Here is a 22,590-nt window from a genome sequence, read left to right as displayed (position 1 = left end):
AACTTACTCCTGTTTGCTTTTAATAATTTTGGTCCAATTAACAAGCGATTTAGCTTTGTTATCTTGTAAATTATTATTGTTAGCGTCCAGTATAATTGCCTCTACACGTCTATCAGAATGTCGCACGCTATCGGTTTTAGGCTGCTCGCTATATGGTTTTAAACTACCTTGTGTAAGCGTTGTAATATTTTGCACCGGCACTCCATAAACAACGAGCCAATGTTTAACTGTTTCAGCTCTTTTTAGAGCAAGCTCATAGTTACTGCTCATTTCACCTACAGAGTCCGTATGCCCGACTAACAAAATTGAAATACTCTCTAGTTGCTTAGCTAAATCGGCAGCTTGTGCGAGTCTTACGGCATATTTAGGTGTGATCTCAAACGCTTTAAATGCAAATTGATTATCACTATTGAGTAAATCAGTAACTTGCTTTTTAACCGAAAACAAAGCCGGTTTTGAGGATTTAACAACAGCACATTGAGTCAGCTTTTGAACCGTATCAAAGTGGTTTGTTAACTGATTAAGCCCATGATAATGAATAAGTAAATCATGTTCTGCGTCTTCCCACATTTGTGCACCAATAAGCCTGCGAATACGGTTTTCATATATTTGCGCCCTTAAAAGCTGAGCTGGCATACACGCTTTAATATCTTGTGACTTTAAAAGCTCTAGTTTTAAAACAAGATGTTCAAATTCACTTCTTACTACATCTTCTGGTTGTGTGAAATTATTATCTCTTTGATCATCTTCCAAAGGATAATTTTGGTACTTTTCTGCCCAACCTCCTTGTCCTTCATCAGGCCAAGAAGCACACCCACTTAAAAGCAACGATATGATTATAAAAATGTGTGCTTTCATATCCCTCTCCTTATACCGTTAAATTGAATCAATAAATGGAATGGTTTTATCCACTCTAAGCAAATTCATTAATTTAAAGGGCTGCCCTGTTACATTGAGCAAAGATAATTTGTGGCTTTTTTTCTCGATTCTTTTGTAAAGGAATACAACGGCACCAATACCTGATGAATCTATAAACTCAGTTTTTGAAAAGTCTAAAATAATAAAATCAGTGTCCGTATCAACTAACCCTTCAAACTCATCTTTAAATCCATCAACTGCAAACCCTGAAAAGTCATTAGGAAGTGATACTATTTTATGCGCTTGTGCATTGGCTAAATTTATCATGGTCGTTACCTGTTAAATAATTAATTTCAATATAACTATTACAAGAAACGATCCAACTTTAAATTATTGATAATTAATGAATTTTAATTTTATTGAAGAATGTTGAGAGAAAAATAAAGCATAATGCAACTGAGTACTGGGAGTACTATTGCATTATGCAAAAACAATTATTGCCCTTTGCCAGTGAATATAACAACTAAGGTTTTAAAAAATATTGTCAGCTCCATGTAACACCAACTGCGTGGTGATGAAGTGCTCAACATATACGCATAATCCCACCCTATTTTGTTTCTTGCATCATCAATGCTTTCATCGTAGCCGTTCATAACTTGCGCAAGCCCAGATATACCCGGTTTAATACCGTATGTGCGCTGTGAAAAATAAGGGATATCCTTCTCAAGCTTTGAATAAAACACTGGCCGCTCTGGCCGAGGGCCAATAAGCGACATATCCCCCATAAGCACATTCCACAGTTGTGGTAATTCATCTAATCGGGTTTTACGAATAAATTTGCCTATCGGAGTTATTCTTGGATCATCTTTAACAGCCCACACAGCACCGCTTTTAACCTCAGCATCAACAACCATAGAACGAAATTTAAGCACGTCAAACAACGCTACAAAAGTATCACTACTTTCACCTACGCGTAGTTGGTTAAATAATATCGGACCTCGAGAGGTAAGCTTTATCATTACAGCAACCAATAACATAACCGGTGACAACAAAATTAACCCCGTCGCAGAGCCTACAATATCAATGCAGCGTTTAATGATTTTAATTGAACCATTTTGTTCACTATTGCGAGCATGCACTCGTTGCCAATGTTTTTTATAGTCACCTCGCTCAAATTTAATAATGCCCCACAGTGCTAAAAAATAGGCATTAAGAATGTAATTTACTTTATCTACAATAGGGATTTTTACCGAGATCTTAAATACTTTTTTACACAGTTCAATACCATGTAGTAGCACGATGGCACCGCATAATAATTTGGGGAATAGTAAACTTGAAAAAAGCAACATACAAAGCAATAAGCTATAAATTAAGGCAAGCAAAATTGGCATCACCCCCCTTAGCACTTTATGCGAAATAAAATTAAAACTAACCCACCCTAATTTAGGGCTTAATAACTTTATAAGTAGTTTAATTTGTTGCCAATTACCTGCACCGAGCCTTACACGTCTTGCATAATCATGGCTCTGCTCATCACATTCTCTTTCAACAATATTAATATTGGCGTTTACCACGGCTTTCCCACCGTCTTTTAACGCATTCATAGTAAGAATAAAGTCATCATTAATTGTGTTTTCATCAAGTAAATCAGTGTGCTCAGAACGAATAGCAAACATAGCGCCCGGTACACCAATCACAGCCCCGAGTGACGACTCCATACTTTTCACATTATTTTGATACTGCCAATAATGTTTTTGCTCCGCTGTTGCCTCATCATCTAAAATATAAACGCCTGTAATGACATTAATTTTTGTGTCTTTAAAATCATCATCAATATTATTTAGTACATCAATACTGAGTAATGCACTAACATCTGTAAACAGCAACACATCGTAATTTGGTTTGGCTAATTTAATTAACTCATTGATACCATACGCTTTACCACGATTTTGCTTATTAAAATGCAAATGACACACTACATTTTGCTTAGCTAAATGCGATTGAGCCAGCATAGCCTCTTCATAAGTGTTATCTGTACAACCATCTAAATAAACATGAATGGCATACATTTGTGTGTTGTAAAGCATAGCGCCCAAGTTATGCAGTTTTTCTTTAATGTGGGCTTGCTCATTGTAAGCACAAATTAAAATACCAAAACGCGTGGTCGCTTTTGTGTTTTTAGCAAACACAAAACGCTTATAACTACGGCGACTAAAAAGCGTTAACAACGCTACATATCCAACATGATGATAGACAACAAGTACAATTAACATCACCAGTATAATTAATAAAAAGTCATTATTTTCTCCTTATGATGTTAAACCGTTATAAAAATGGTCGTACTGTGCACTCATTTTTTTTGCATTAGCAATTGAAATTATATGCTCTCGTATACAGTCACCTTGCTTAATATACATTGCTTCTATAAGCGCAGTTTTCAGCCCTGTTTCATCCCCTGGTTTTACTAAAACGCCTTGTTCACTAGTAAGTACTTCACTAATTCCGCCCACGTCTGTGGCAACTATAGTTTTCCCACAAGCCATTGACTCTAAAATAGACAACGGCAATCCTTCTCTTTGTGAATACAGGCACATAACATTAATCGCGGAGTAAAATAGCGGCATTTTTTGTACATTTCCTAAAAAAGTGTACTCGTTCTAAAATTCCAAGTGCAGTGGCGTATTCAACTAGTCTATTGTGTAAGCTACCACTGCCTGCAAACACTAATTCTGTGTAAACGGGTAATGAGGACAATAATCTCAAAAGTGCAAAATGCCCTTTGCCAGGCTCTAACCTGGCCGAACAGCCAACTAAATTAATATCCAGCGGCAAATTTAACTGTTTGCGCGCTTGTGATTCGTCAATACAAATAAACTTATTAAAATCAATACCGTTGAGTATTGTTTTATCTGCTTTGATTGCAGTTTCATTATAAAAGTCTCTGGCCACAACCTGTGCATCGGCAACCCAGTGTATTGTGGTTAATTTATTTAATACTTTGGTTATTAAGCGCTGTTTAAAATCTTTTAAATACCACGCATCATGAATAGTCGACACATGTTTAACGTGTCGGTTTATTAAGCACGTTATACCTGCATAAAGCATAGGGCCAATATGGTGACTATGTATAACGTCTATGTTGTGCTTTTTAATGATTTTAGAAAGCTTTTTAACCGTGTTTAAATCAAATTTTTCTGCCTTATTTAAACAGATTAACCGATGTTGAAATAATGCTAACTTAGGCCACTCTTCGATTGCTTCACTCAACGTTCCCTCAAGAGACACAACCACACTGGAATCAGCAAATTGGCTTTTTTGAATCAAAGTAACGGCCATTTTTTCAAGGCCCCCTATTTTAAAATGTTGAACCAAATGCAGTACATTCATGTTATTTCCCCTGTTCAATAGAGTTTATTGATGAGTTAAAGACCAAATCAACGGGTGTGTTTTTCACAATGGGTAAAATAGTTACGACCTCTAAAGCAGATATTTTTTCTATGGTTTGAATATCTTTTAGATGGCTATCAAATAAGGTGGCAACAAACACAACGGTGCTACTTGTGAATAGACCTAAAACGATGCCTACAATGATTGATACAACTAAAGACGTGTTAATTGGTTGAGTTGGGCTGTATGCGCGCTCGATAGTTTTTACTTTATCGGGGCCTTCATACTTCACAAGCTTTCCTGTTACCTTCGCCATTTCGTAGCGGCTTAACATGTCTTTATAAAGCGACTGCTTAACATCGTAATCGCGCTCTAATTTTCTTAATTGTTTTTCAACATCACTGGTTACTAAAAGTCTTTCAGACAAAGTATTAACTTGCTGTTCAAGCATCTCGAACTCTTGCTGATGTTGAGTCACGGCATTTTTAGCCTCTTCTAATTTTAAAATTTGTGACACAAGTACGCTGCTTTCGTTATCTTTGCCGCTAGGTAAGGTGTTTGCCATTTGCCATAACTGCTCAATATTGGTGGGATCTAAATTTTTGCCATTTTCAATCAATAACTGCTGAGAGTTACGAACACTTTGCAGCTCGCGTTTTTTAGAAATAACCTTGCTGTGCTTTTCGGTATAGCGTGTTTTTAAAAAGCTCAATTCTGACTCTGCAATAATAATTTTTTCCTCTATGCGACCTAAAATTGGGTTAGCTTGTCCCATTTTAGTTGTCAGTGCTTTAAGCTTTGCTTGTGCACCTGATAAAGTAATGGTCTTTTGCTGTTGGTCGCTCAACAATTTATCAAAGGTTTGACGATTACTATTTAATACCGCAGGAAGTGTATTGCTATTTTTAGCTTTAAATATTGCTAACGATTCTTCTGAAAGCTCAAGCTCTTCACGCAGACTCATCAGTTGTTGATAAAAAAACTGCTCAGAGGTATCTAATGATGCGCGTGTAGGGGCTAATAAACGTTCAATAAACTTTTCGATTACTTTTTCTAATACTAATTTCATTTTTGATTGGTCATGCCAAATAAAGTTTACCCGAACAAGCTCATCTCCAACCAACGACAGCGTAAGTGATTGCGATAGCTTTTGATGGATTTTTTCTATTTCTGCCGGTGACGCATTTTCTGGCACTAACTGCGTTTCTTTTGCCACTGTTATGAGTACTTTTCTACTTATAACTAATGTGCGAAGCGCCGCCATTCTATTTGATAAATCAAAAGAGAAAGATAGGTCATCAAGGTATGGGTTAAGTAACGCAGACTCTTCAATTAAAATAGTCGCGTGATTTGTATATTGTTTTTGCGCTGTGGCCGCTAATAAAATAATCACCGAAGGAATAATTAAAAGCGGTATTACAAACAGCTTTGCCCTTGTATACATCGCATACAAGGTTAAATAAAGTAGCCGTTTAATTTGCTCTCTTACTAACATAATCCCTACCCGTTTATTTGCATATTGCTATGCGAAATTTAACGACTCTTTGCAAAATAAAAATTTAAACTGCAAATATCGTTCTTTAGTAAGGGAGTTGCACAGGCCGCGCCAATATGACGATTAATGGGGTATGATTATTTTTTGAGGTTATATTTTAGCTTTGTACTGAGTGTTCATACTGAGCTTTAGCTATGTTTTGGAGTATTTTTAAAATGTAATCACGCCAACACTATACGGCGTGATTTAAAGTAGACAAATCGTGTTGAACCGCCAACGCTTTTGACTCCCAGCTATGACCTTGAGCTAAACGTTGCTGTGATAGTTTGAGTGCACATAATTGGTTTTTACTAAGCCCAATGGCCTCATCTACCTTACTAATAAACTCGGCATGTGTTTTAGCGATATAAATGTCTGATTCGTATCGCACAACAGCGGGGAATTTCGTAGCAACGATGGGAAGCCCCAGTGCTAAATATTCCTTTAGCTTTAGTGGATCACACGCTCTAATTTGCTCGTTGTTTACAAACGGTAAAATAGATACATCCCAATGCGAAGCAAAACTCACTAAACGTTCATGATCTACAGCCGGTATATGCGTCACATTTTTAAATTGCAGCAGCTTTGATGTGCACGAAACAATATCTCCCACCAGCACAAGTTGATAATTGGGCCTTTGTGCAACCAGTGCAATTAATAACGTAATATCAAGCCACTCATTAATACTGCCGTAAAAACCAATGATAGGTCCGTTTAGAGTGTTTATTTCAGAGGCTATATCTGTTTTTGAAGTAAACAACTCGTAACTCACACCATGGCTAAGCATTTTAGTTTTATAGCTAGGCATTTTATTCATCAAAAATTGGCTTATAACGTAAATTAAATCGGCTTTGTGTATTAAGTTTTTTTCAAATGGTGCAACTAAACGAGCGTCTACACCTGCAAGAGCGTTAAAGTCATCACCGCAATAATAAATCAGTTTATCGTGAGCATGTTTTGTAAATAAGTATTCTGCGGTGGGAACACTTAGCCAATAGGTAATAGGTTCATCACGGTTAACATGCTTAAAACACGTAGAAAAAACCCACTTATTAAAACGCATTACCAAGGCGTTATCATGCCAGGGTAATACCGGTAATTTATAAACCTGCATAGAACGTGGCGTTTTAATTGCTGTGTTAGTTGATTTACTAAAAAACTGCTTAAACTTGCTCCATACACGTTTTAAATCATTGCGTTTAAAGCATGGCTTACGCATCCCGATTGAATTTATCCAGTGAATTTCGTGATTTTTAGCCAGCTGCGCAAATAAATGCTGAGTGCTACTGGGGTGACTTGCCCAATCTTCACCAAAAACAATATATTTCATGTTATGACTCCTTTATGTTTTTTACTACTTTGGCCGGATTGCCCGCTGCAATAGTAAAAGCAGGAATACTTTTGGTCACCACACTGCCTGCACCAATAATGGCGCCCTCCCCAATTGTGACACCCGCAAGCACCGTTACCCCCGTGCCTAACCATGCTCCGCGTTTAATGATAATATCGCCAATTTGAGACTCGTCATCACTTTCGCCTTGAGCTCTGCGCTCACAATCAACCGGATGCCCAGGAAAGCCAGCTAAAAAAACACGCCCAGCTAAACGTACGTCATCTTCAAGGGTAATATTTCGCCCTACCGAAAATGCATTTTGCCAGCCAATATCAACATTATTACCTATTGTTAATGAAGGGATAATTGATCCTCCTACTCGCCCACAAAATGTAGAAATACCTGACATTCTCACGTTATTACTGCATTCAATATTAAGCTGCCCGAGTACTTGTGGCATACCCGAATACAAAAAAAGTTGCTTTTTACTGCCGTTTATTTGGCTTTTAAAAAGCGGTGTGTAATAAACAACTCTTAACAGTTCGTGGCAAAACTGCTTTAAAAATTGATGAATAAAATAAAGCGATGAATGAACAAGCGGAATGACCACCATTTGTGGATTGCGAATATTTTTTGCAAAATGAAATAGCGACTTTGCAAAAGGATGAGGACTACTTTTAAGCCAATGTTTAACATGTACCATCATAGTGTTATTCCTTATTGCCTTCGATTGTGACTTTTTCAAGCGCAATAGTAAGCGCTAAAATAATATAAAGCGGCCAAGTAAATGCTTGCGTTAAAAATGTACCTGCAACCATAAAGCCTATTAAGCCTGCTTTTAACGCATTCGCGTTCACAGCAACTTGGTCATTATAATTAAGTGAATTAATGCAATACACTCTAGAAAGGCTACGGTAAATACTGGCTATTAAAAGTGCAAATATACCTATGCCTACAAAGCCAGTCTCTCCTAAAACCTGAAACCATGTACTATGCACTGCATGATTCTTGCCATCCCAATGTGGGCTGTAAAAATAATAATTCACATAAAAATTATCAACACCTACTCCCGTTAATGGGTTTGAAAGAGCCATATTAATTGCAGCGTGCCACGCATAAATACGCCCCATAGCAGACTCATCAACGCCACTTTCAACAGCACCACCACTTTGTCTGTCGCCAATGCCTGCAAATACCATCATTGCCACCATGGCGACGGCTGCACACATACCTACAACAATCGGGTTTTTGACTTTTTGATATAAGAAAAAGCTCAAAATAGCTGCAATTCCTAGCAAACCTCCTCGGCTCTGCGTAGCAATAACCCCTGAAATAGTTAACAACAATCCCACTGCTGCAAAAATTCGACGGTATTTGTTACTCCCTGAATCAAACAGCTCTGCGGCTAAAAATGAAACAGGAAACATGAGCACTAACGACAAATCGTTTGGATCACCCAACTGTGAACGATACTCCCGTGAAATTGTCACGCGCGTGCCTTCCACAAGTCCTATACCATTCATTTTATTACTCAAAGCCACTAAAGCGACCGTAATACCAGAGATCATAATGCCCATGCGTACAAAGCTAAAATGTGAGAACCGCGTAAGCCACCAGCTAATAGCAAACACCATAATAAACACTTTAACCAACACTCCAATCCAGTACTCAATTGCCATTGCTTTGTTGGCTGCACTAAATACACACACAGTTAGCCAAGCAAACCAAATTACAAACACCAAATGTGTTGAGCTCCAGTGAGGCTTTAATGATTTTGAGATAAATAAATGCCATGCAATTGCTAACAAAGAAGCTAATGCGAGCAATTTTGGGATTTTGAGAGGCATTAAAAATACAAAAACTTCGTGTATCCTAAAGTAACTAAATAAGATAAATAGGATGATAAACACGGTACTGATTTTTATAGCAATAAATCCAGCAAATGGCAGCAGCAGTAATGCAAACGCCGCAATTGGACCAAATAGCGTATACAGCATCAGTGTTAATAGGGTTACAAAAAACCCATTTATTATTAAACAATGTTGTTTGTACCAGTTAATCATGTACTTTACCCCGCACTAAATGCTGGGTAAGCGCCATAATTGTTTGCTTGTATTTATAAAAAAGAATAACTATAAAACTGATAAACGTAACACTTTGCCATAATACATATTGCACCAAATCAAAAACGCTCAGTATATAAATCAGTAAAAAACACCCCCAGCTAGGGGCTAAACTTTTTACGCTCAATGGTATCTTTTCAAGTTTTTGGCTTATCATCACAAGTAAACTGGTTTTAATTAGCTGAGCAGTCGCCAGTGCAATAACCACCCCAAACACATTATAGCGAGGCACTAAAACAGCCAACAAAAACAATACAACCAATGCGCTAATTGCATTAACGACAGTTACAAAAACCCCATTGTATTGGGTGTAGCAACCTATATTGAGTAAATCGCTGTGATGCTTAATAACCACAATAAAAATGAGGCTAGGCAACAGCCAAGTATTTAGTTGATACCCTATTGGTAACACCAAACTAAACGCATGCGGAGTAACTATAAGCATTAATGCGCATAGTAAAATGCCAATATCTAAGCACAGCTCGCATAAATACGCATAGCGCTTACGGCTTTGGGCCAACTCATTAAAGCGACGAGAAAACCACCACATTCTTATTGGTTCAAAGGTAAATGAGGTCATTACAGCAAACTGTAAAGCCACATAATATTGAGCCAGTTTTTCTTTCCCCTCACTTGCCACTATAAACCAGTTTTCAGCCCCATTATTTGCATACACAAACAGTGAAGACGCAATAATACTGATTAAAAACAATCCATTTTTATAACTTATATTCCATGAGATAAATTTAAAACTAATACCAAGCTGTTTAACAACTAACAATAAAGCAATAAATAGCACTGCAGTACTTGATACTACGCCCGATGCCATAACCCCTGTAACGCCATACCCTAAATAAAGTAAAACCAAAGTAAAGAGCGTTTGGCCAGCGCCTTGAAGTACGGCTAAAATACAAAACTGCTTAGCCATTTCGTAGTATCTAAAATAGCAAAACAATATTGAAAGCACCGACGATAGCGCCAAGTTAACCGCTAACAGTTTTATATCTAATGGATTTAATGTGACTGGAAGAAGTGATCTAAAAGGCTCAATATAATAAAATAATATACATACAAACATACAACTAAAAAACGACGCATAAAATCAGTGCATCTCGAAATAGAGCGCGTTTTTGTTGTGGATTGCTCATTTGTTGCTTAAACAGAAGCTCAGGTAATCCTAAGCACAAAAACAACGACATGACCGCCGATATTGAGACTAAAAAATTTAACTCACCAAACTCAGCTTGCGTTAAAATACGTGTAGTAATAGGTAACAAAGCAAATCCTAACACTTTAAGAAATAAAGTAGATAAACCAAAGTATGCGATTTGCTTAATTCCATTCATAATGACACCTAGAGGCTTTGTACCCAGTGAGAAAGCTTTTTAGCTTGAAGAATTTGCATTAAACTTTTTTAGCAACGACTTTTTTTTGTCATTTAGCCCTTTGGCATGTCGCTCATATGGGTTTAGCTCACAGAACGCAATTAACATCTTCTCAAGACCCGAAATGCTCGAAGGCTCGCATTTTAATCCAACTGAATCGTTAACAATTTCCTTTGCCCCCATCAACTCAGTTGTCAATACAGGAATACCACTAGCCATCGCCTCTTTTAATACAATAGGACCTGTATCGCGATCGCCATTTTTAGATACACAAAATGGCGCGATTAAAGCGGAATAGTTACTGGTGTTTATTGATAGCCATTGTGGACTTTTTACACCTAAAAAATTCACTTCTTTCACAATTCCCAGTTCTTCACATAGGTATTTTAAATCGTTTAATAAAGGACCATCACCAACTATATCTAAAGATATAGGGTATTTTTTACTTAACTTTTTCATCGCAGGTAATAAAAATTGCAGACCTTTTTTTCAATTAATCGACCAACAAAAATAAGGTTTACCGATTCACTTAAACGCTTTGGTTTATTGTTAAATAAACTCAAGTCTATACCGCAGTGCAGTAGCTGAATTTTACCTGTACTGTATTTACTAAGCTTTACTGCCATGTCTTTGCACACTGCAACTGAGAAATCACATAACGATAATTTAAGCTTTAAATCAGCATCATTTACATATACATCGTGACCATGACCAATGGAGGAGACGGTCACACCGGCAATTTTGCTGGCAATAATGGAGTACGCAAGCGGCGCATGCATAAAGTGACAATGAATATGAGAAATTTTACGTACGCGAATAATCTCAGCAATATTAAGCCCATAACCCATTAACGACATGACTGAAATAGACGAAAACTGACTGGCTATAAAGCTGCTTTTTAACGCCATTAGTGGCCTTTTTAATGCAGCGTTAATAGCCAGTTGCGTTGATTTTTTTATTACAATAATTTGCACATCTTTGTTTAAATTTACGCAGTAATTTAAATTTTCGAACGTTAGTACACTTACTTTGTGCCCTGCATTCACAAGGGCATTAATTTCAGTTACAACAAACGTCTCTGATGGAATGTGGAAGCTTGGAACGACAATACCAATATGTTTCATAGTAAAAACTCCAGATAAACTTATCTGTTACATCGCAAGAACCATGCCCGCTGAAAAACAGCATGAATACGGGTTTAAAACTCAATTTGCGAAGAACTATCGCAATATGCAAACCATTAAACGAAAAACAGCGCTGTGGAGCATTAAAATCATTGGCGCTTATCTTGCGTAGTTATCATCATTGTAAAACACGAAGGTGACTAAAATGAGCATTGAAGTAAGCATTATTATTCCTAATTACAACTGTAAGCCCTATTTGGCTAAGGCAATAGCAAGCATTGTTAGGCAAAAAAATATTAGTTACGAGATACTCATAATCGATGATGGTTCAACCGATGGCAGTATAGAATGGCTCGATAATGTAAAAAAAACGCTGCCTAATATTCGAGTTATTAAGCAACAAAATACAGGGGTGGTTGGTGTAAGAAATAAAGCCATTGCAGAAGCTAAAGGTGAGTATATTGCCTTTTTAGATGCGGATGACTATTGGAGTGATGACAAGCTATTTGATCAAATAAACTACATGAATACACATGGCCGCTGCGTACTCAGTTTTACAAATTATATGCATGTGAATGAACAATATGAACCGATTATTGATTGTTTTTCATATTGGCCTGAATTTTCAACGTGTATAAATAGAGAGTGTACGGGGTATCAAAACCTTAAATCTCCAATGGATTTATTGTTATTTGCAAACGTGATAGGCACGTCATCCGTCGTAGTAAAAAAATCTGCGATTAACTATGTCGGTAATTTCGATAATTCACTTAATAGCGCAAGTGATTGGGATTGCTGGTTAAAATTAGCCAGAATTGGCGACGTTGCTTTTTCTCAACAAATATCTATGGGGTATTTAATGAGGGCGGGTTCCATTTCAGCGAACAGACAAAATAGATTAGACGCGATGAAACAAATTATCGAACGGTGTAAAAATGACATAGGTGTTAAAACACGTCTCAAAGCTCGCGCTAGAATGTGTGAATGTTATGGGGAATATTACCGTGAATTAGGGTTTAAATTTAAAGCGCTATGTTTAACCACAGCAGCTTTTATGTTGTTTCCTCACAAACGTAACTTTCAGCACTTAGTGCATGATATAAAACAGTCTTTAAAGTTCTCTTAACATAAGATTTAAAAAGGCAAACACCTTTAAATATAAAGTATATTATTAAAGGCTCTGAGTTTAACTCAGAGCCTTTAATTTATAGTTAAATCATAACTCAGCATCTTATGATCGCTGCCTTTAAAGTCATTAACTTCTAATCTGTGTAAGCTGATTTTCTCGCTCATTATACAATGATCAATAGGCAACCCAGTTAAAGTAGAACGTCCTTTTTCAAATGGCATAAAACTGACATAACGACTCTTATCAAAACATGTTTTACTGTCAGACCAATTAAAATAGCTAGACCAAGGCACGGTATTTAAATCACCAGCTATTATCCACGGGTTCTGCTCTTCGTGCGCAGCTGTATTTAATGCCGCCAGTAAGGTATTTCTATTTTGCCAATGCTGTTTTGAGCGTGGTGAGGGTGGATGAGCTACAAACGCCGTTAAAAGCTTATCATCAAACAAAAACTTTATTTTGAGGTAGCCTAATCTGTCTGCATCTAATTTAATTTGATGCTTATACACCATAGGTATGCGTGATATAACAACAATACCGTAAGGAATACCTTCAACTTCTTCATAACCAAACATATCTGTTGTGGTTAAAAACCGACTCAAGAGGTTGCGGTTTTTATCGCTAAACTCTTGTAAAATAACTATATCCCATTTTTGCTGTAATAATATTGATAAGTGCGTTTCAATGTCTTTATTATTATAATTTAAGTTTATTTGCTTAACTGTAAGCACTCGTCCATCAGTAGAAGATGGGCTCGAAAAACTAAACAAAAGCGGAGCAAGTCCAATCACGCAGATTAGCAGCACCCCACCTCCTATTTTGTATAATTTAAGTGCTAGCAATAATAATCCACATACAAGCGCTAAAAATAATAACTGTATACGCAAAGAGGTAAACACATCTGCATAAAAATTATTTAATGGATTATATGCAAGTGCAATAAAAACCAGCGCTGCAGATAAAAAAATAATTCGCAAAAATAGACTTTGCGAACTATTGAACCCTAAGGTTTTAAACATAAATTTCCAACCTGTTCCCGTTTTATTAAAAGTTTATCGCATTATAAATTGCTGCTGCTCTGCAGTTGATTCATATTGCCACGCGTATAAAAGCGGTGCGGTTGAGGTATCATAAAACCAAATTTCGGCTATTAACTCAATGTCTTGCCTGCTCAATACCAACTGTGTTTCAAGTATCGAATTACTAAGTGGTCCTCTGTAAATACAATTATCATAATCTGCCCGCTGTTCTGAGACTTTCTTTTGACATACGTTTAAATACGCTCTTACATCACCAAGACCTAAATCAACATCGAGTTCAAGTGAATACTTAGTAGAGAGATTAAATTGCTCATCTACTTTTACTGCACTCAAGCCAGTTGCTTTACTGGTATCTGCCAAAGAGGATACAGTGGCTACAGCCGGTGCTTTGGTTTCTTGTGAGTCCCCACCGCCGCAAGCAGTTAAACCCACCGATAATGCTAAAATGACAATAGACTTATTCATTATTGATCCCCTTTTACAACAACATTACTAATACTGTAATTGTTAAACCATTGCGGTTTTTGTTTACCTGATGACTGTGCAAACTCTGCAAAACTGCTGTATGCATCAGTTATATCAACGCCCTCAATCGGATGTAACCATTGCATACCTACCTCCATTGCCCAAGGTAATCCGTTTTCACTTAAAAAATACAAACCATTGCCAGACACACTGACATCATCAGAGCCAGCATACTTAAATAATGACGTGTCAAACGCTTCTGTCGGTGCCTGATTTTTAATATGTACTTCCCAACCTCTTGTTTCTTTATCGACTAAAAAGTCACCATGATAAAAACCCTCGGAGGCAAAAATAAATGGGTCTAGGAGTGTTCCTGGCGATGCAGCTTTTGCTTTTGGGGTTTTTAAAGGAATAGTCATGCTAAATGTTACTTTTACATTTTCATCGCAATTATCTTCTGTTCTAAAATAACTACAGCCAGACTCTTTAGCTACATGTGCCCACGTATCTTTCATAAATATTAATATGGCTTCGTTTCTATCCGCTTCTAAATAAGTGCCGTTTTGTAGCTGCCCATCAATCACAAACGCAATTGCATCTTCATCTACTTCATCTCGAAAAATAGTACGGGTACTCCCCGCTACGGTCTCTTTTAACCTGACCGCAAAGCCATTGTGGTACGTTGCGCCAATACCAATTAATTGCCCATCTATTTTATAACCGACAACGTTACTCCCCTCTATTAACTGGGTAGTTCTGTAATTAAGTACTAAATCGTTAAAATCGTAATCACCAGCAAACGGCCATTTATCTTCATAGGCAAGAGTTACCCAATCGTTTTCACCCGGGTATACAGAACTTGCGAACGTGGTTATTTCATAATCTTCAACCTCACCGCCCAGCACACCACCTGTTGCAGTAATAAGTGACGCCTCTGTGCCATCTGTTACTCTAAAACGCGCCCATGTTTGACCTGATTTGGTATTACTAGGCACACTAACCAAAATACTATTATCACCTTGGTTAACTGCAAGCTTGGTAATCATTCTCTCGTCTTCACTAAAAGTGCCATTTTGATCCCAATCAAACCACGCATATAAAAAGCTCGCTGCTGACGCGTTAACAATAATTTGAGTGTTTTGCCCAGCTGATATTGCCGTTACAAAACTCACTCCATCGTCTGATGCATCAATTGGGGTATTAATTAAATCTGCGTCGGTATTAATATTTTCGCCATCGACCAAATCACCTAAGTAAATTAAATCACTGCCAGTGCTGGTTGGGTCAAATAAATGCCGTGCGCCACTTTTGTCTAAACTTGTATTATAGGGTGCTGGTGCATCACCAAAATCAATTGAGCTGTCTGTTACTTTTACATCAGCAATTGCACAGCGCGCACCATCGTTTTGACTTGATTTGGGGCCGGAGGTAAATACATTGGCAACAGGGGTGTAGCCAACAACAGGGCTAATACTTAAATCAACTTTATGAATTTTACCGCTTTTATTATTACTAAAATAAAATTGCCCATTAATATCAAAATAAGCTGCGCCAAATGCACCGGTGTCATCACCAATATCGACTTGTGTTATAAACTTACTGGTACTGGTTAGTATATCTATTTCATGTAGGTCACCGTTAGACTCAACTGCGTAAAGTAAATTACTGGTAGGATGAAAGGCAAAATCAAATATACTCAGCCTCCACGTATTAGTATTAGGAAGCCGGCTTGCAGTAATCGGCGCATTTAAATCACCATCTAAGTTCATCGCGTATAGACCAAAGTTTGGATGATACACATAGTATGACGCGCTCTGACTTACCCCCTCCCCAGTCACCTGAATATCACCCACGTAAAAGTTAGTTACAGGTAAGCCTTGTACATTGATGCGCTTCATTTCAAAATTTTCGCCAATTTGTACAACACTACTCGGTAATTGTTTACTAAAACCATACAAATACTGATCTTTATAATTAAACCCGACAGCATTTACACTTTCATTGTTAACTTCATTCTCAAAAGTAAGCTCTGACGATAAGACGGTTGGTTTTGCAGACACTAAATCGATCCCATAAAGTTGGGCTTTAGCGTCCTGTATTAAAAAAGCTTTACTCGGACAGGTTTCAAATGGTTGGCTGTACACGGCACACGGAAAAAAACTAGGCATGCTGTGGCAAATTGCGTTAGTTTCATAATTTCGCCCCTATTGATTAAGTGTAAGTATCAATGCAGGCTTCATTCCAAAAGTTAAACGACTGAAAAATATAAATAAACTATTTTGCATTGCACGCTTAATGCATGTTGCAATCTATTTATTTGCATAATGCAAAATTGTATTTTATTTTAGCAGGTAGATTGCCACCACGATCTAGCGGTACCAGCACATCAATTACTTTTATACCGGTTTCAAAAACCTCTGATTGGGTTGACCGTTCGGTTAATGGCACTGGCTTATTATTTACAGAGCGCCACGGAACATCTTTAAGCTCATCACCGCCATCAAGCGTGTTACCAAACACATCAAACATTCTCGATAAGGTTCCTTTAGCAACAGGGGTAAGTAACGGTCCGCCACTGTCAACAACTTCCATGCCACGCGCAAGTCCTTGTGTAGGCGTGAGCGCAATTGCTCTTACATGATGCTCATTGCGCTGCCGCGTGTAGTGGTAATTGTACCGAGATTTTCAAATTTACTAATCGTGGATTGAGCTACAAATTTCATTGATGCGCATGCCACTGCCAATTACGAATTTCAGGGAGATCTTGCCCATGCTTATTAATATATTTTTTATGCTCAACAAGCTTTTCTTCAAGCTGTTTTTTTAGTGCGTCTCTTTTTGTACCCAAGTTTGGCAGGCGTTCCAGTGTGTCTAACACTAAATGAAAACGATCAATCTCGTTTAATACCGTCATGTCAAAAGCGGTTGTAATAGTGCCCTCTTCTTTATACCCGCGAACATGAATATTATGATGATTATTACGCTTGTACGTAAGCCTATGAATAAGCGTTGGGTAGCCATGAAATGCAAAAATAACCGGCTTATTAATAGTAAACAGAGTGTCAAAATCCTCTGCAATTAACCCGTGAGGATGTTCGGTATTAGGCTGTAAACGCATCAAATCAACCACATTAACAACCCGAATTTTAAGATTACTAAAATGCTCGCGTAAAATCATAACGGCTGCCATTGTTTCCAATGTTGGCACGTCACCACAACAAGCCATCACCACATCAGGTGTTGCATCTACGCTATTACCCGCCCATTGCCAAATGCCAATCCCTGCCTCGCAATGTTTAACAGCTGCCACCATATCTAACCATTGCGGCGCAGGATGCTTGCCTGCAATAACAACATTAACGTAGTGACGACTTCGCAAACAATGATCCATTACCGACAGCAAGCAGTTAGCATCAGGCGGTAAATAAACGCGCACAATTTCCGCTTTTTTATTAATGACATGATCGATAAAACCCGGATCTTGATGGGTAAAACCGTTGTGATCTTGTCGCCATACATGCGATGCCAGTAAATAATTAAGTGAAGCGATTTTTTTACGCCATGGTAAACCTGCCGTCACTTTTAACCATTTAGCATGTTGATTAAACATCGAGTCAATAATATGAATAAACGCTTCATAACTATTAAACAAACCATGGCGGCCGGTTAATAAATACCCTTCAAGCCAACCTTCGCATTGATGTTCACTCAGCATTTCCATTACTCTGCCACTAGGCGCAAGCTGCTCATCGTTGCTATGGGTTGCTGCATTCCACTGTCTATCTGTTACCTCTAACAGTGCACCTAAACCATTGGATACCGTTTCGTCGGGCCCAAATACTCTAAAATTACGTTGCTCGTCATTAAGCTCAACTATATCTCTCAAAAATGGACCTAAAACTCTGGTATCACCAATTCCTCGTATACCGGGAGAGGTTACTTCGCATGCATAATCACGAAAATCAGGCATATGTAAATCTTCTAGCAGCAACCCACCATTCGCATGAGGATTTGCCCCCATACGGCGATTCCCCGTTGGGGCCAATTCAGCAAGCTCTGGTAATAAACGCCCTTGTAAATCGAAAAGTGTTTCTGGATGATAGCTACGCAGCCAGCTTTCTAATAATTGCAAATGTTCTGGATGAGCTGATGGGCTAGAAATAGGAACTTGATGCGCACGCGATGTTCCCTCTATCTGGAAACCATCTACGAGCTTTGGACCCGTCCACCCTTTAGGTGAAATGAGGATAATCATTGGCCAACGTGGACGAGTTGGATCGTTATTATCGAGAGCCTCTTTTTTTATTTTTTTTATTTGATGTATTGCGACATCAAGTGCTTTAGCCATAGCCTGATGCATTAGCTCAGGCTCATGCCCTTCAACAAAAATAGGGCTCCAGCCATAACCGAACATTAATTGCTCTAATTCTTCATGGGTAATACGTGCTAAAACGGTAGGATTGGCAATTTTATACCCATTCAAATGCAATATAGGGAGAACAGCACCGTCACTGATAGGATTAAGAAACTTATTAGAATGCCATGCAGTTGCAATAGGCCCTGTTTCTGCCTCACCATCACCCACCACACAAGCAACTATTAAGTCAGGATTATCAAATACAGCTCCAAACGAATGACTCAAAGAATAGCCCAGCTCGCCACCTTCATGAATCGAGCCCGGACATTCGGGCGACACATGACTAGGAATGCCACCGGGAAACGAAAACTGCAAAAACAGTTTTTGCATACCTGCTTTATCTTGGCTTATATCAGGGTAAATTTCACTGTAGGTGCCCTCAAGATAAGTATTAGCAACCATAGCTTGCCCGCCATGCCCTGGGCCAGATACATAAATCATATTTAGATCGTGTATTTTAATAACGCGATTTAAATGCGCATAAATAAAATTTTGCCCGGGTGTTGTTCCCCAGTGCCCAAGCAACATTTTTTTAATATCACTTAGTACCAGTGGGCGCTCTAAAAGTGGGTTATCGCATAAATAAATTTGACCTACCGACAGGTAATTTGTGGCACGCCAGTATGCGTCAATTAACTCTAATTCTTTTGATGTTAATGAAGGAAGAATCATATGCAGGGTTTCCATCTTGTCGCATCCAAAAATGCTTAAGCCATGCTCAATATAAGAGCATGGCGATGATTAGCCAGCGCACTAACTACGCAGTGGTAGTTATGTCCTGTTTTTTTTGCTCGAACTCTTTTTTGTCAATATCGCCGCTGGCGTATCTTTCATTAAGAATATCAATTGCTGTTTTATTAGACTCTAACCCATAGCGTCTATGAGTTCGGTAGCTATAACCCCAATGGCTTAAACTCGATATGAGCAATAACCACATACCAAACCATAAAAACCAACCCCAACCTGAGTACCACTCACTCCAAAATTCATGACCCATTTTAATCTCCACTTAATATATGGAGCGCAAAACACTTACACCCCAATTAATACAATGAGTGTAAGTGAGTCATATTATTGGTTCTGTTCGCTAGCGTACGCATTTATTATTGTTAATCATAAGTAGTTGTTTTATTGAGTATTTACTTACTGTTTCTATTAAATTTTGTTTCTATTAAAGTTAATTTCTATTAAGCCAACCTTTACGCCAAAAAATAAATATCATTGCTGCCGTTATCACAATAAAAACACACCACAAAACGGGATATGCCCAAGTCCAGTTTAGCTCTGGCATGTATTTAAAGTTCATTCCATAAATTCCAGCTATAAATGTTAACGGTATAAAAACAGAAGATATAATAGTAAGCACTTTCATAATTTCATTCATACGGTTTGAAATAGCTGACATGTATAGCTCACTTAAACCGCTTACCATTTCACGGTATGACTCAATAATTTCAACAATTTGAATATTATGCTCATACACATCTCTAAGATAAGGTCGCGTAGAGTCATCTATTCTGCCTCCTTCCTCGCGATACAAATGGTCGATAACCTCTCGCATAGGCCAAACAATTCTTCTTAATAATGCCAATTCTCGTTTAATACTATGGATATGATGCAGTATGTGGGGAGTTGGATTTTCAAGTGTCGTTACTTCAAGTTCCTCAAGGATATCGCCATATTGTTCAAGTACCGGAAAACATTTATCAACCAGTTCATCAAGTAATGCATAAAGTAAATAACCAGTACCATTTTTGCGAATACGACGATTTTCTGTATGTAGACGACCGCGAACGGATTGCCACACGTCTCCTGGTTTTTCTTGAAAACTCAGTAAAACATTGTCATATAAAAGTAAGCTAACTTGCTCAATATCAAGGATTGTATTATTAGGCTCATGCGTCTCTAGCTTCAACATGCTTAATACAACAAATAAATGATCGTCAAAAAATTCGATACGAGGTCGCTGAGGAACATGTAAAATATCTTCTGCGGTGAGCGTATGAAATGCGAAATGATGTTGAAGTAAACCAACAATATAAGCGTCTGTATTACTCACGTGGATCCACCTCACTGTTGCCCACTCAGGTTGAGGCGTTTTTAAAAACTCATCAATATCGCTAACCTCTTTGGCTTCTATACGACTAGCTGAATAATCTATATAACGTATAACAGCATTGTTTGATCTTGTTGGCGCTAAAACACCAGCAACACATTCAACTTTGGGAGACTGCTCAGAAATAGTGTTATATTTATGTTTTCTCGACTTGCGCACGTTATATAGCCCCAATGCTGGAGCACCCAACTTTCTCTTTTTATTATGTATTAACATTATATGCTCGATTACTTTATTTAAAGTTAGCTGAATAAAGTGAGTATTCTCAACACTTACAGCGCGAATAAAAGTCAGACAAAAAGCTACGCTACTCAAAAATAAGCATAGAGTCCGTGCGCTATCACTCAAATATAATGTCAGTTTTAAAAATACACTTCCCACGTTCTAATTATTCTTGTTATAGCGCTATCTAAAAATCAATGAAAAATAACATTGCTTGTTCGTCAGCGCACAGACCTTTGTTTTTAAAAAGCCGAGACTGGAGGTATTCATCTTCTTATCGTGTGTACTTTACAGCTTATAAAAGCATGGATTTTTATAGATAAGGATTAGGGACTACTGACCTTTTAAGATAGAAAGTTGTTCTATCTAGGGGCTATTTAATCGCGGCGCAAGGTTTGCAACCTAGCGGGCTCGTTAAATACCGAGCAAAGCTTCCGCATCCTGCTCACGCTCTAGGACGAACCCAAAGGGCTGCGCATGTTTAACCTCAAAAGATAAACGTGCCCTAAATCATAAGAAAGCACTTGATAAGTAAAAGCGCGTTAAAAACTGCAAAAATAATGCATTACAAATGCAAATAACCCACTAAAAAGGATCGTTATTATGTTACGTAGTATGAAAGACTTAGAAGGTTGTGCAATCGCTGCTAGTGACGGTATTGTAGGCAAAGAAAAAGATTTTTTGTTTGATGACCTAGCATGGGTGATACGTTATTTTGTTGTAGAAACAGGCACGTGGCTATCGAGTCGCAAAGTTTTAATTTCTCCTATTGCGGTGCAAAACCCAAATTGGGATGAAAAGATTTTCCCTGTTTTAATCAGTAAAGACCAAGTTAAAAATAGTCCTGGTATTGATACTAATAAACCCGTTTCACGACAACATGAAATGAATTACCTAGACTACTATGGATACCCGTACTACTGGATCGGTACTAATTTTTGGGGAAGCGGGATATATCCCTACTCCTTATATCCTGGTAATGACATTTTTGAACATAGTGTCGAAGGTGCCCGCAGCGCAAATCTAATTCATAAAAGTATAAAAAGTCAGCATGATCAAAAAGGGGATCCTAATCTTCGTAGTTGCAAAGCTATTATTGGCTATAACATACACGCTAAAGACGGAGACATTGGCCATGTATCAGGATTTTTAGTTGAAGAAAATACATGGGCGGTTCGTTACCTAATTGTTGAGACGAGCAATTGGTGGGGAGGACATCAAGCACTTATCCCGTCAGCATGGATTTACGAAGTGCAATGGCTCGACAACTCAATTTCAACTGATTTAGTTCGTAAAGCGATAAAAGATGCGCCGGTATATGAGCCAAATAAAGAGATAACTCAGGACTTTGAAGCAGCTGTTTTTCATCACTATGAACTTGCTGCATACTGGGGAAAAATTGCTAAAACAGTAAAATAAACAAACTTAAACAGGCACAAATTCCAAAACAAGCGTGT

At 37.9% G+C, this 22,590-nt stretch carries 22 protein-coding genes; 2 read left to right on the top strand and 20 right to left on the bottom strand.

The window, feature by feature from the left end:
- Positions 1–3: 3 nt before the first annotated feature.
- The 13 genes from P20652_RS10040 to P20652_RS20855 form a co-directional block, all read right to left on the bottom strand.
- Positions 4–858 carry an OmpA family protein gene (locus tag P20652_RS10040; RefSeq protein ID WP_008168421.1) on the bottom strand — a complete coding sequence of 285 codons (855 nt, stop codon included), beginning with the start codon at positions 856–858 and terminating at the stop codon, positions 4–6.
- An 18-nt stretch (positions 859–876) separates the two neighbouring features.
- Positions 877–1,185: an STAS domain-containing protein gene (locus tag P20652_RS10045; protein ID WP_008168420.1), complete on the bottom strand. Its 309-nt coding sequence runs from the start codon at positions 1,183–1,185 to the stop codon at positions 877–879.
- A gap of 167 nt (positions 1,186–1,352) precedes the next feature.
- Entirely contained in the window at positions 1,353–3,131 is a 1,779-nt protein-coding gene (locus P20652_RS10050) for a sugar transferase (RefSeq protein WP_033017415.1), read from the bottom strand.
- Between the two features lie 36 nt (positions 3,132–3,167).
- Positions 3,168–3,452, bottom strand: a complete 285-nt coding sequence (locus P20652_RS20870; protein WP_237707114.1) for a glycosyltransferase family 4 protein — start codon at positions 3,450–3,452, stop codon at positions 3,168–3,170.
- A 4-nt stretch (positions 3,453–3,456) separates the two neighbouring features.
- Positions 3,457–4,245 (bottom strand): glycosyltransferase, encoded by a 789-nt coding sequence (locus P20652_RS17970; RefSeq protein ID WP_008168414.1) that lies wholly within the window; start codon positions 4,243–4,245, stop codon positions 3,457–3,459.
- Between the two features lies 1 nt (position 4,246).
- Positions 4,247–5,740 carry a GNVR domain-containing protein gene (locus P20652_RS10055; RefSeq protein WP_008168413.1) on the bottom strand — a complete coding sequence of 498 codons (1,494 nt, stop codon included), beginning with the start codon at positions 5,738–5,740 and terminating at the stop codon, positions 4,247–4,249.
- 232 nt (positions 5,741–5,972) lie between these two features.
- Positions 5,973–7,109: a glycosyltransferase gene (locus tag P20652_RS10060; protein ID WP_008168410.1), complete on the bottom strand. Its 1,137-nt coding sequence runs from the start codon at positions 7,107–7,109 to the stop codon at positions 5,973–5,975.
- Position 7,110: 1 nt separating this feature from the next.
- The gene (locus P20652_RS10065; protein WP_033017414.1) at positions 7,111–7,818 is read right to left on the bottom strand and encodes an acyltransferase; all 708 of its coding nucleotides are present in this window, start codon (positions 7,816–7,818) and stop codon (positions 7,111–7,113) included.
- Positions 7,819–7,822: 4 nt separating this feature from the next.
- Positions 7,823–9,175 (bottom strand): O-antigen ligase, encoded by a 1,353-nt coding sequence (locus tag P20652_RS17965; protein WP_033017413.1) that lies wholly within the window; start codon positions 9,173–9,175, stop codon positions 7,823–7,825.
- Complete coding sequence (locus P20652_RS10070) at positions 9,168–10,163, bottom strand: oligosaccharide translocase (RefSeq protein ID WP_237707111.1); 996 nt, start codon at positions 10,161–10,163, stop codon at positions 9,168–9,170. The genes P20652_RS17965 and P20652_RS10070 overlap by 8 nt, the downstream gene beginning before the upstream one ends.
- A gap of 154 nt (positions 10,164–10,317) precedes the next feature.
- Positions 10,318–10,581 (bottom strand): oligosaccharide flippase family protein, encoded by a 264-nt coding sequence (locus P20652_RS20865; RefSeq protein WP_008168401.1) that lies wholly within the window; start codon positions 10,579–10,581, stop codon positions 10,318–10,320.
- A gap of 39 nt (positions 10,582–10,620) precedes the next feature.
- Entirely contained in the window at positions 10,621–11,079 is a 459-nt protein-coding gene (locus tag P20652_RS20860) for a glycosyltransferase (protein ID WP_008168399.1), read from the bottom strand.
- On the bottom strand, positions 11,076–11,744 hold the full coding sequence (locus P20652_RS20855) for a glycosyltransferase (RefSeq protein ID WP_008168396.1): 669 nt from the start codon (positions 11,742–11,744) through the stop codon (positions 11,076–11,078). The genes P20652_RS20860 and P20652_RS20855 overlap by 4 nt, the downstream gene beginning before the upstream one ends.
- A 205-nt stretch (positions 11,745–11,949) precedes the next feature.
- Here P20652_RS20855 and P20652_RS10075 point away from each other — a divergent pair, with 205 nt between their 5' ends.
- The gene (locus P20652_RS10075; RefSeq protein ID WP_008168393.1) at positions 11,950–12,870 is read left to right on the top strand and encodes a glycosyltransferase family 2 protein; all 921 of its coding nucleotides are present in this window, start codon (positions 11,950–11,952) and stop codon (positions 12,868–12,870) included.
- A gap of 74 nt (positions 12,871–12,944) precedes the next feature.
- On the opposite strand, the gene P20652_RS10080 is transcribed toward P20652_RS10075, so the two are convergent.
- The 7 genes from P20652_RS10080 to corA all read right to left on the bottom strand — a co-directional run bounded on the left by P20652_RS10080 (position 12,945) and on the right by corA (position 21,070).
- Positions 12,945–13,892 carry an endonuclease/exonuclease/phosphatase family protein gene (locus P20652_RS10080; RefSeq protein WP_008168392.1) on the bottom strand — a complete coding sequence of 316 codons (948 nt, stop codon included), beginning with the start codon at positions 13,890–13,892 and terminating at the stop codon, positions 12,945–12,947.
- Positions 13,893–13,925: 33 nt separating this feature from the next.
- Positions 13,926–14,378: a hypothetical protein gene (locus P20652_RS10085; protein ID WP_008168390.1), complete on the bottom strand. Its 453-nt coding sequence runs from the start codon at positions 14,376–14,378 to the stop codon at positions 13,926–13,928.
- Positions 14,378–16,546 (bottom strand): LruC domain-containing protein, encoded by a 2,169-nt coding sequence (locus tag P20652_RS10090; protein WP_008168389.1) that lies wholly within the window; start codon positions 16,544–16,546, stop codon positions 14,378–14,380. The genes P20652_RS10085 and P20652_RS10090 overlap by 1 nt, the downstream gene beginning before the upstream one ends.
- 145 nt (positions 16,547–16,691) lie before the next feature.
- The gene (locus P20652_RS10095; protein ID WP_008168387.1) at positions 16,692–16,970 is read right to left on the bottom strand and encodes a hypothetical protein; all 279 of its coding nucleotides are present in this window, start codon (positions 16,968–16,970) and stop codon (positions 16,692–16,694) included.
- Between the two features lie 127 nt (positions 16,971–17,097).
- Complete coding sequence (locus tag P20652_RS10100; RefSeq protein ID WP_202799044.1) at positions 17,098–19,482, bottom strand: phosphoketolase; 2,385 nt, start codon at positions 19,480–19,482, stop codon at positions 17,098–17,100.
- 70 nt (positions 19,483–19,552) lie between these two features.
- Complete coding sequence (locus P20652_RS10105; protein WP_008168384.1) at positions 19,553–19,792, bottom strand: SHOCT domain-containing protein; 240 nt, start codon at positions 19,790–19,792, stop codon at positions 19,553–19,555.
- A gap of 180 nt (positions 19,793–19,972) precedes the next feature.
- A complete protein-coding gene (corA, locus tag P20652_RS10110; protein ID WP_237707110.1) occupies positions 19,973–21,070 on the bottom strand; it encodes a magnesium/cobalt transporter CorA in 1,098 nt (365 codons plus the stop codon).
- A 666-nt stretch (positions 21,071–21,736) separates the two neighbouring features.
- On the opposite strand from corA, the gene P20652_RS10115 reads away from it, so the two are divergent.
- Positions 21,737–22,552 carry a PRC-barrel domain-containing protein gene (locus P20652_RS10115; RefSeq protein ID WP_008168380.1) on the top strand — a complete coding sequence of 272 codons (816 nt, stop codon included), beginning with the start codon at positions 21,737–21,739 and terminating at the stop codon, positions 22,550–22,552.
- Positions 22,553–22,590: the final 38 nt, after the last annotated feature.

This window comes from Pseudoalteromonas sp. BSi20652 (genome assembly GCF_000239855.1).
Taxonomy (GTDB): domain Bacteria; phylum Pseudomonadota; class Gammaproteobacteria; order Enterobacterales; family Alteromonadaceae; genus Pseudoalteromonas.
The sequence above is the reverse complement of the archived record's forward strand: the minus strand, read 5'-3'. Positions and strand labels throughout refer to the sequence as shown.

Excerpts from the sequence above, each read along its gene's own strand:
- P20652_RS10060 (WP_008168410.1), bottom strand. The coding sequence starts at position 7,109 with ATGAAATATATTGTTTTTGGTGAAGATTGGGCAAGTCACCCCAGTAGC.
- P20652_RS10040 (WP_008168421.1), bottom strand. The coding sequence starts at position 858 with ATGAAAGCACACATTTTTATAATCATATCGTTGCTTTTAAGTGGGTGT.
- P20652_RS10045 (WP_008168420.1), bottom strand. The coding sequence starts at position 1,185 with ATGATAAATTTAGCCAATGCACAAGCGCATAAAATAGTATCACTTCCT.
- P20652_RS20865 (WP_008168401.1), bottom strand. The coding sequence starts at position 10,581 with ATGAATGGAATTAAGCAAATCGCATACTTTGGTTTATCTACTTTATTT.
- P20652_RS10055 (WP_008168413.1), bottom strand. The coding sequence starts at position 5,740 with ATGTTAGTAAGAGAGCAAATTAAACGGCTACTTTATTTAACCTTGTAT.
- P20652_RS20860 (WP_008168399.1), bottom strand. The coding sequence starts at position 11,079 with ATGAAAAAGTTAAGTAAAAAATACCCTATATCTTTAGATATAGTTGGT.
- P20652_RS10105 (WP_008168384.1), bottom strand. The coding sequence starts at position 19,792 with ATGGGTCATGAATTTTGGAGTGAGTGGTACTCAGGTTGGGGTTGGTTT.
- P20652_RS10100 (WP_202799044.1), bottom strand. The coding sequence starts at position 19,482 with ATGGAAACCCTGCATATGATTCTTCCTTCATTAACATCAAAAGAATTA.
- P20652_RS10050 (WP_033017415.1), bottom strand. The coding sequence starts at position 3,131 with ATGTTAATTGTACTTGTTGTCTATCATCATGTTGGATATGTAGCGTTG.
- P20652_RS10115 (WP_008168380.1), top strand. The coding sequence starts at position 21,737 with ATGTTACGTAGTATGAAAGACTTAGAAGGTTGTGCAATCGCTGCTAGT.
- P20652_RS17970 (WP_008168414.1), bottom strand. The coding sequence starts at position 4,245 with ATGAATGTACTGCATTTGGTTCAACATTTTAAAATAGGGGGCCTTGAA.
- P20652_RS10065 (WP_033017414.1), bottom strand. The coding sequence starts at position 7,818 with ATGATGGTACATGTTAAACATTGGCTTAAAAGTAGTCCTCATCCTTTT.
- P20652_RS10085 (WP_008168390.1), bottom strand. The coding sequence starts at position 14,378 with ATGAATAAGTCTATTGTCATTTTAGCATTATCGGTGGGTTTAACTGCT.
- P20652_RS10070 (WP_237707111.1), bottom strand. The coding sequence starts at position 10,163 with ATGGCTAAGCAGTTTTGTATTTTAGCCGTACTTCAAGGCGCTGGCCAA.
- P20652_RS17965 (WP_033017413.1), bottom strand. The coding sequence starts at position 9,175 with ATGATTAACTGGTACAAACAACATTGTTTAATAATAAATGGGTTTTTT.
- P20652_RS10095 (WP_008168387.1), bottom strand. The coding sequence starts at position 16,970 with ATGGAAGTTGTTGACAGTGGCGGACCGTTACTTACCCCTGTTGCTAAA.
- P20652_RS20870 (WP_237707114.1), bottom strand. The coding sequence starts at position 3,452 with ATGTGCCTGTATTCACAAAGAGAAGGATTGCCGTTGTCTATTTTAGAG.
- P20652_RS20855 (WP_008168396.1), bottom strand. The coding sequence starts at position 11,744 with ATGAAACATATTGGTATTGTCGTTCCAAGCTTCCACATTCCATCAGAG.
- P20652_RS10080 (WP_008168392.1), bottom strand. The coding sequence starts at position 13,892 with ATGTTTAAAACCTTAGGGTTCAATAGTTCGCAAAGTCTATTTTTGCGA.
- P20652_RS10090 (WP_008168389.1), bottom strand. The coding sequence starts at position 16,546 with ATGCCTAGTTTTTTTCCGTGTGCCGTGTACAGCCAACCATTTGAAACC.
- P20652_RS10075 (WP_008168393.1), top strand. The coding sequence starts at position 11,950 with ATGAGCATTGAAGTAAGCATTATTATTCCTAATTACAACTGTAAGCCC.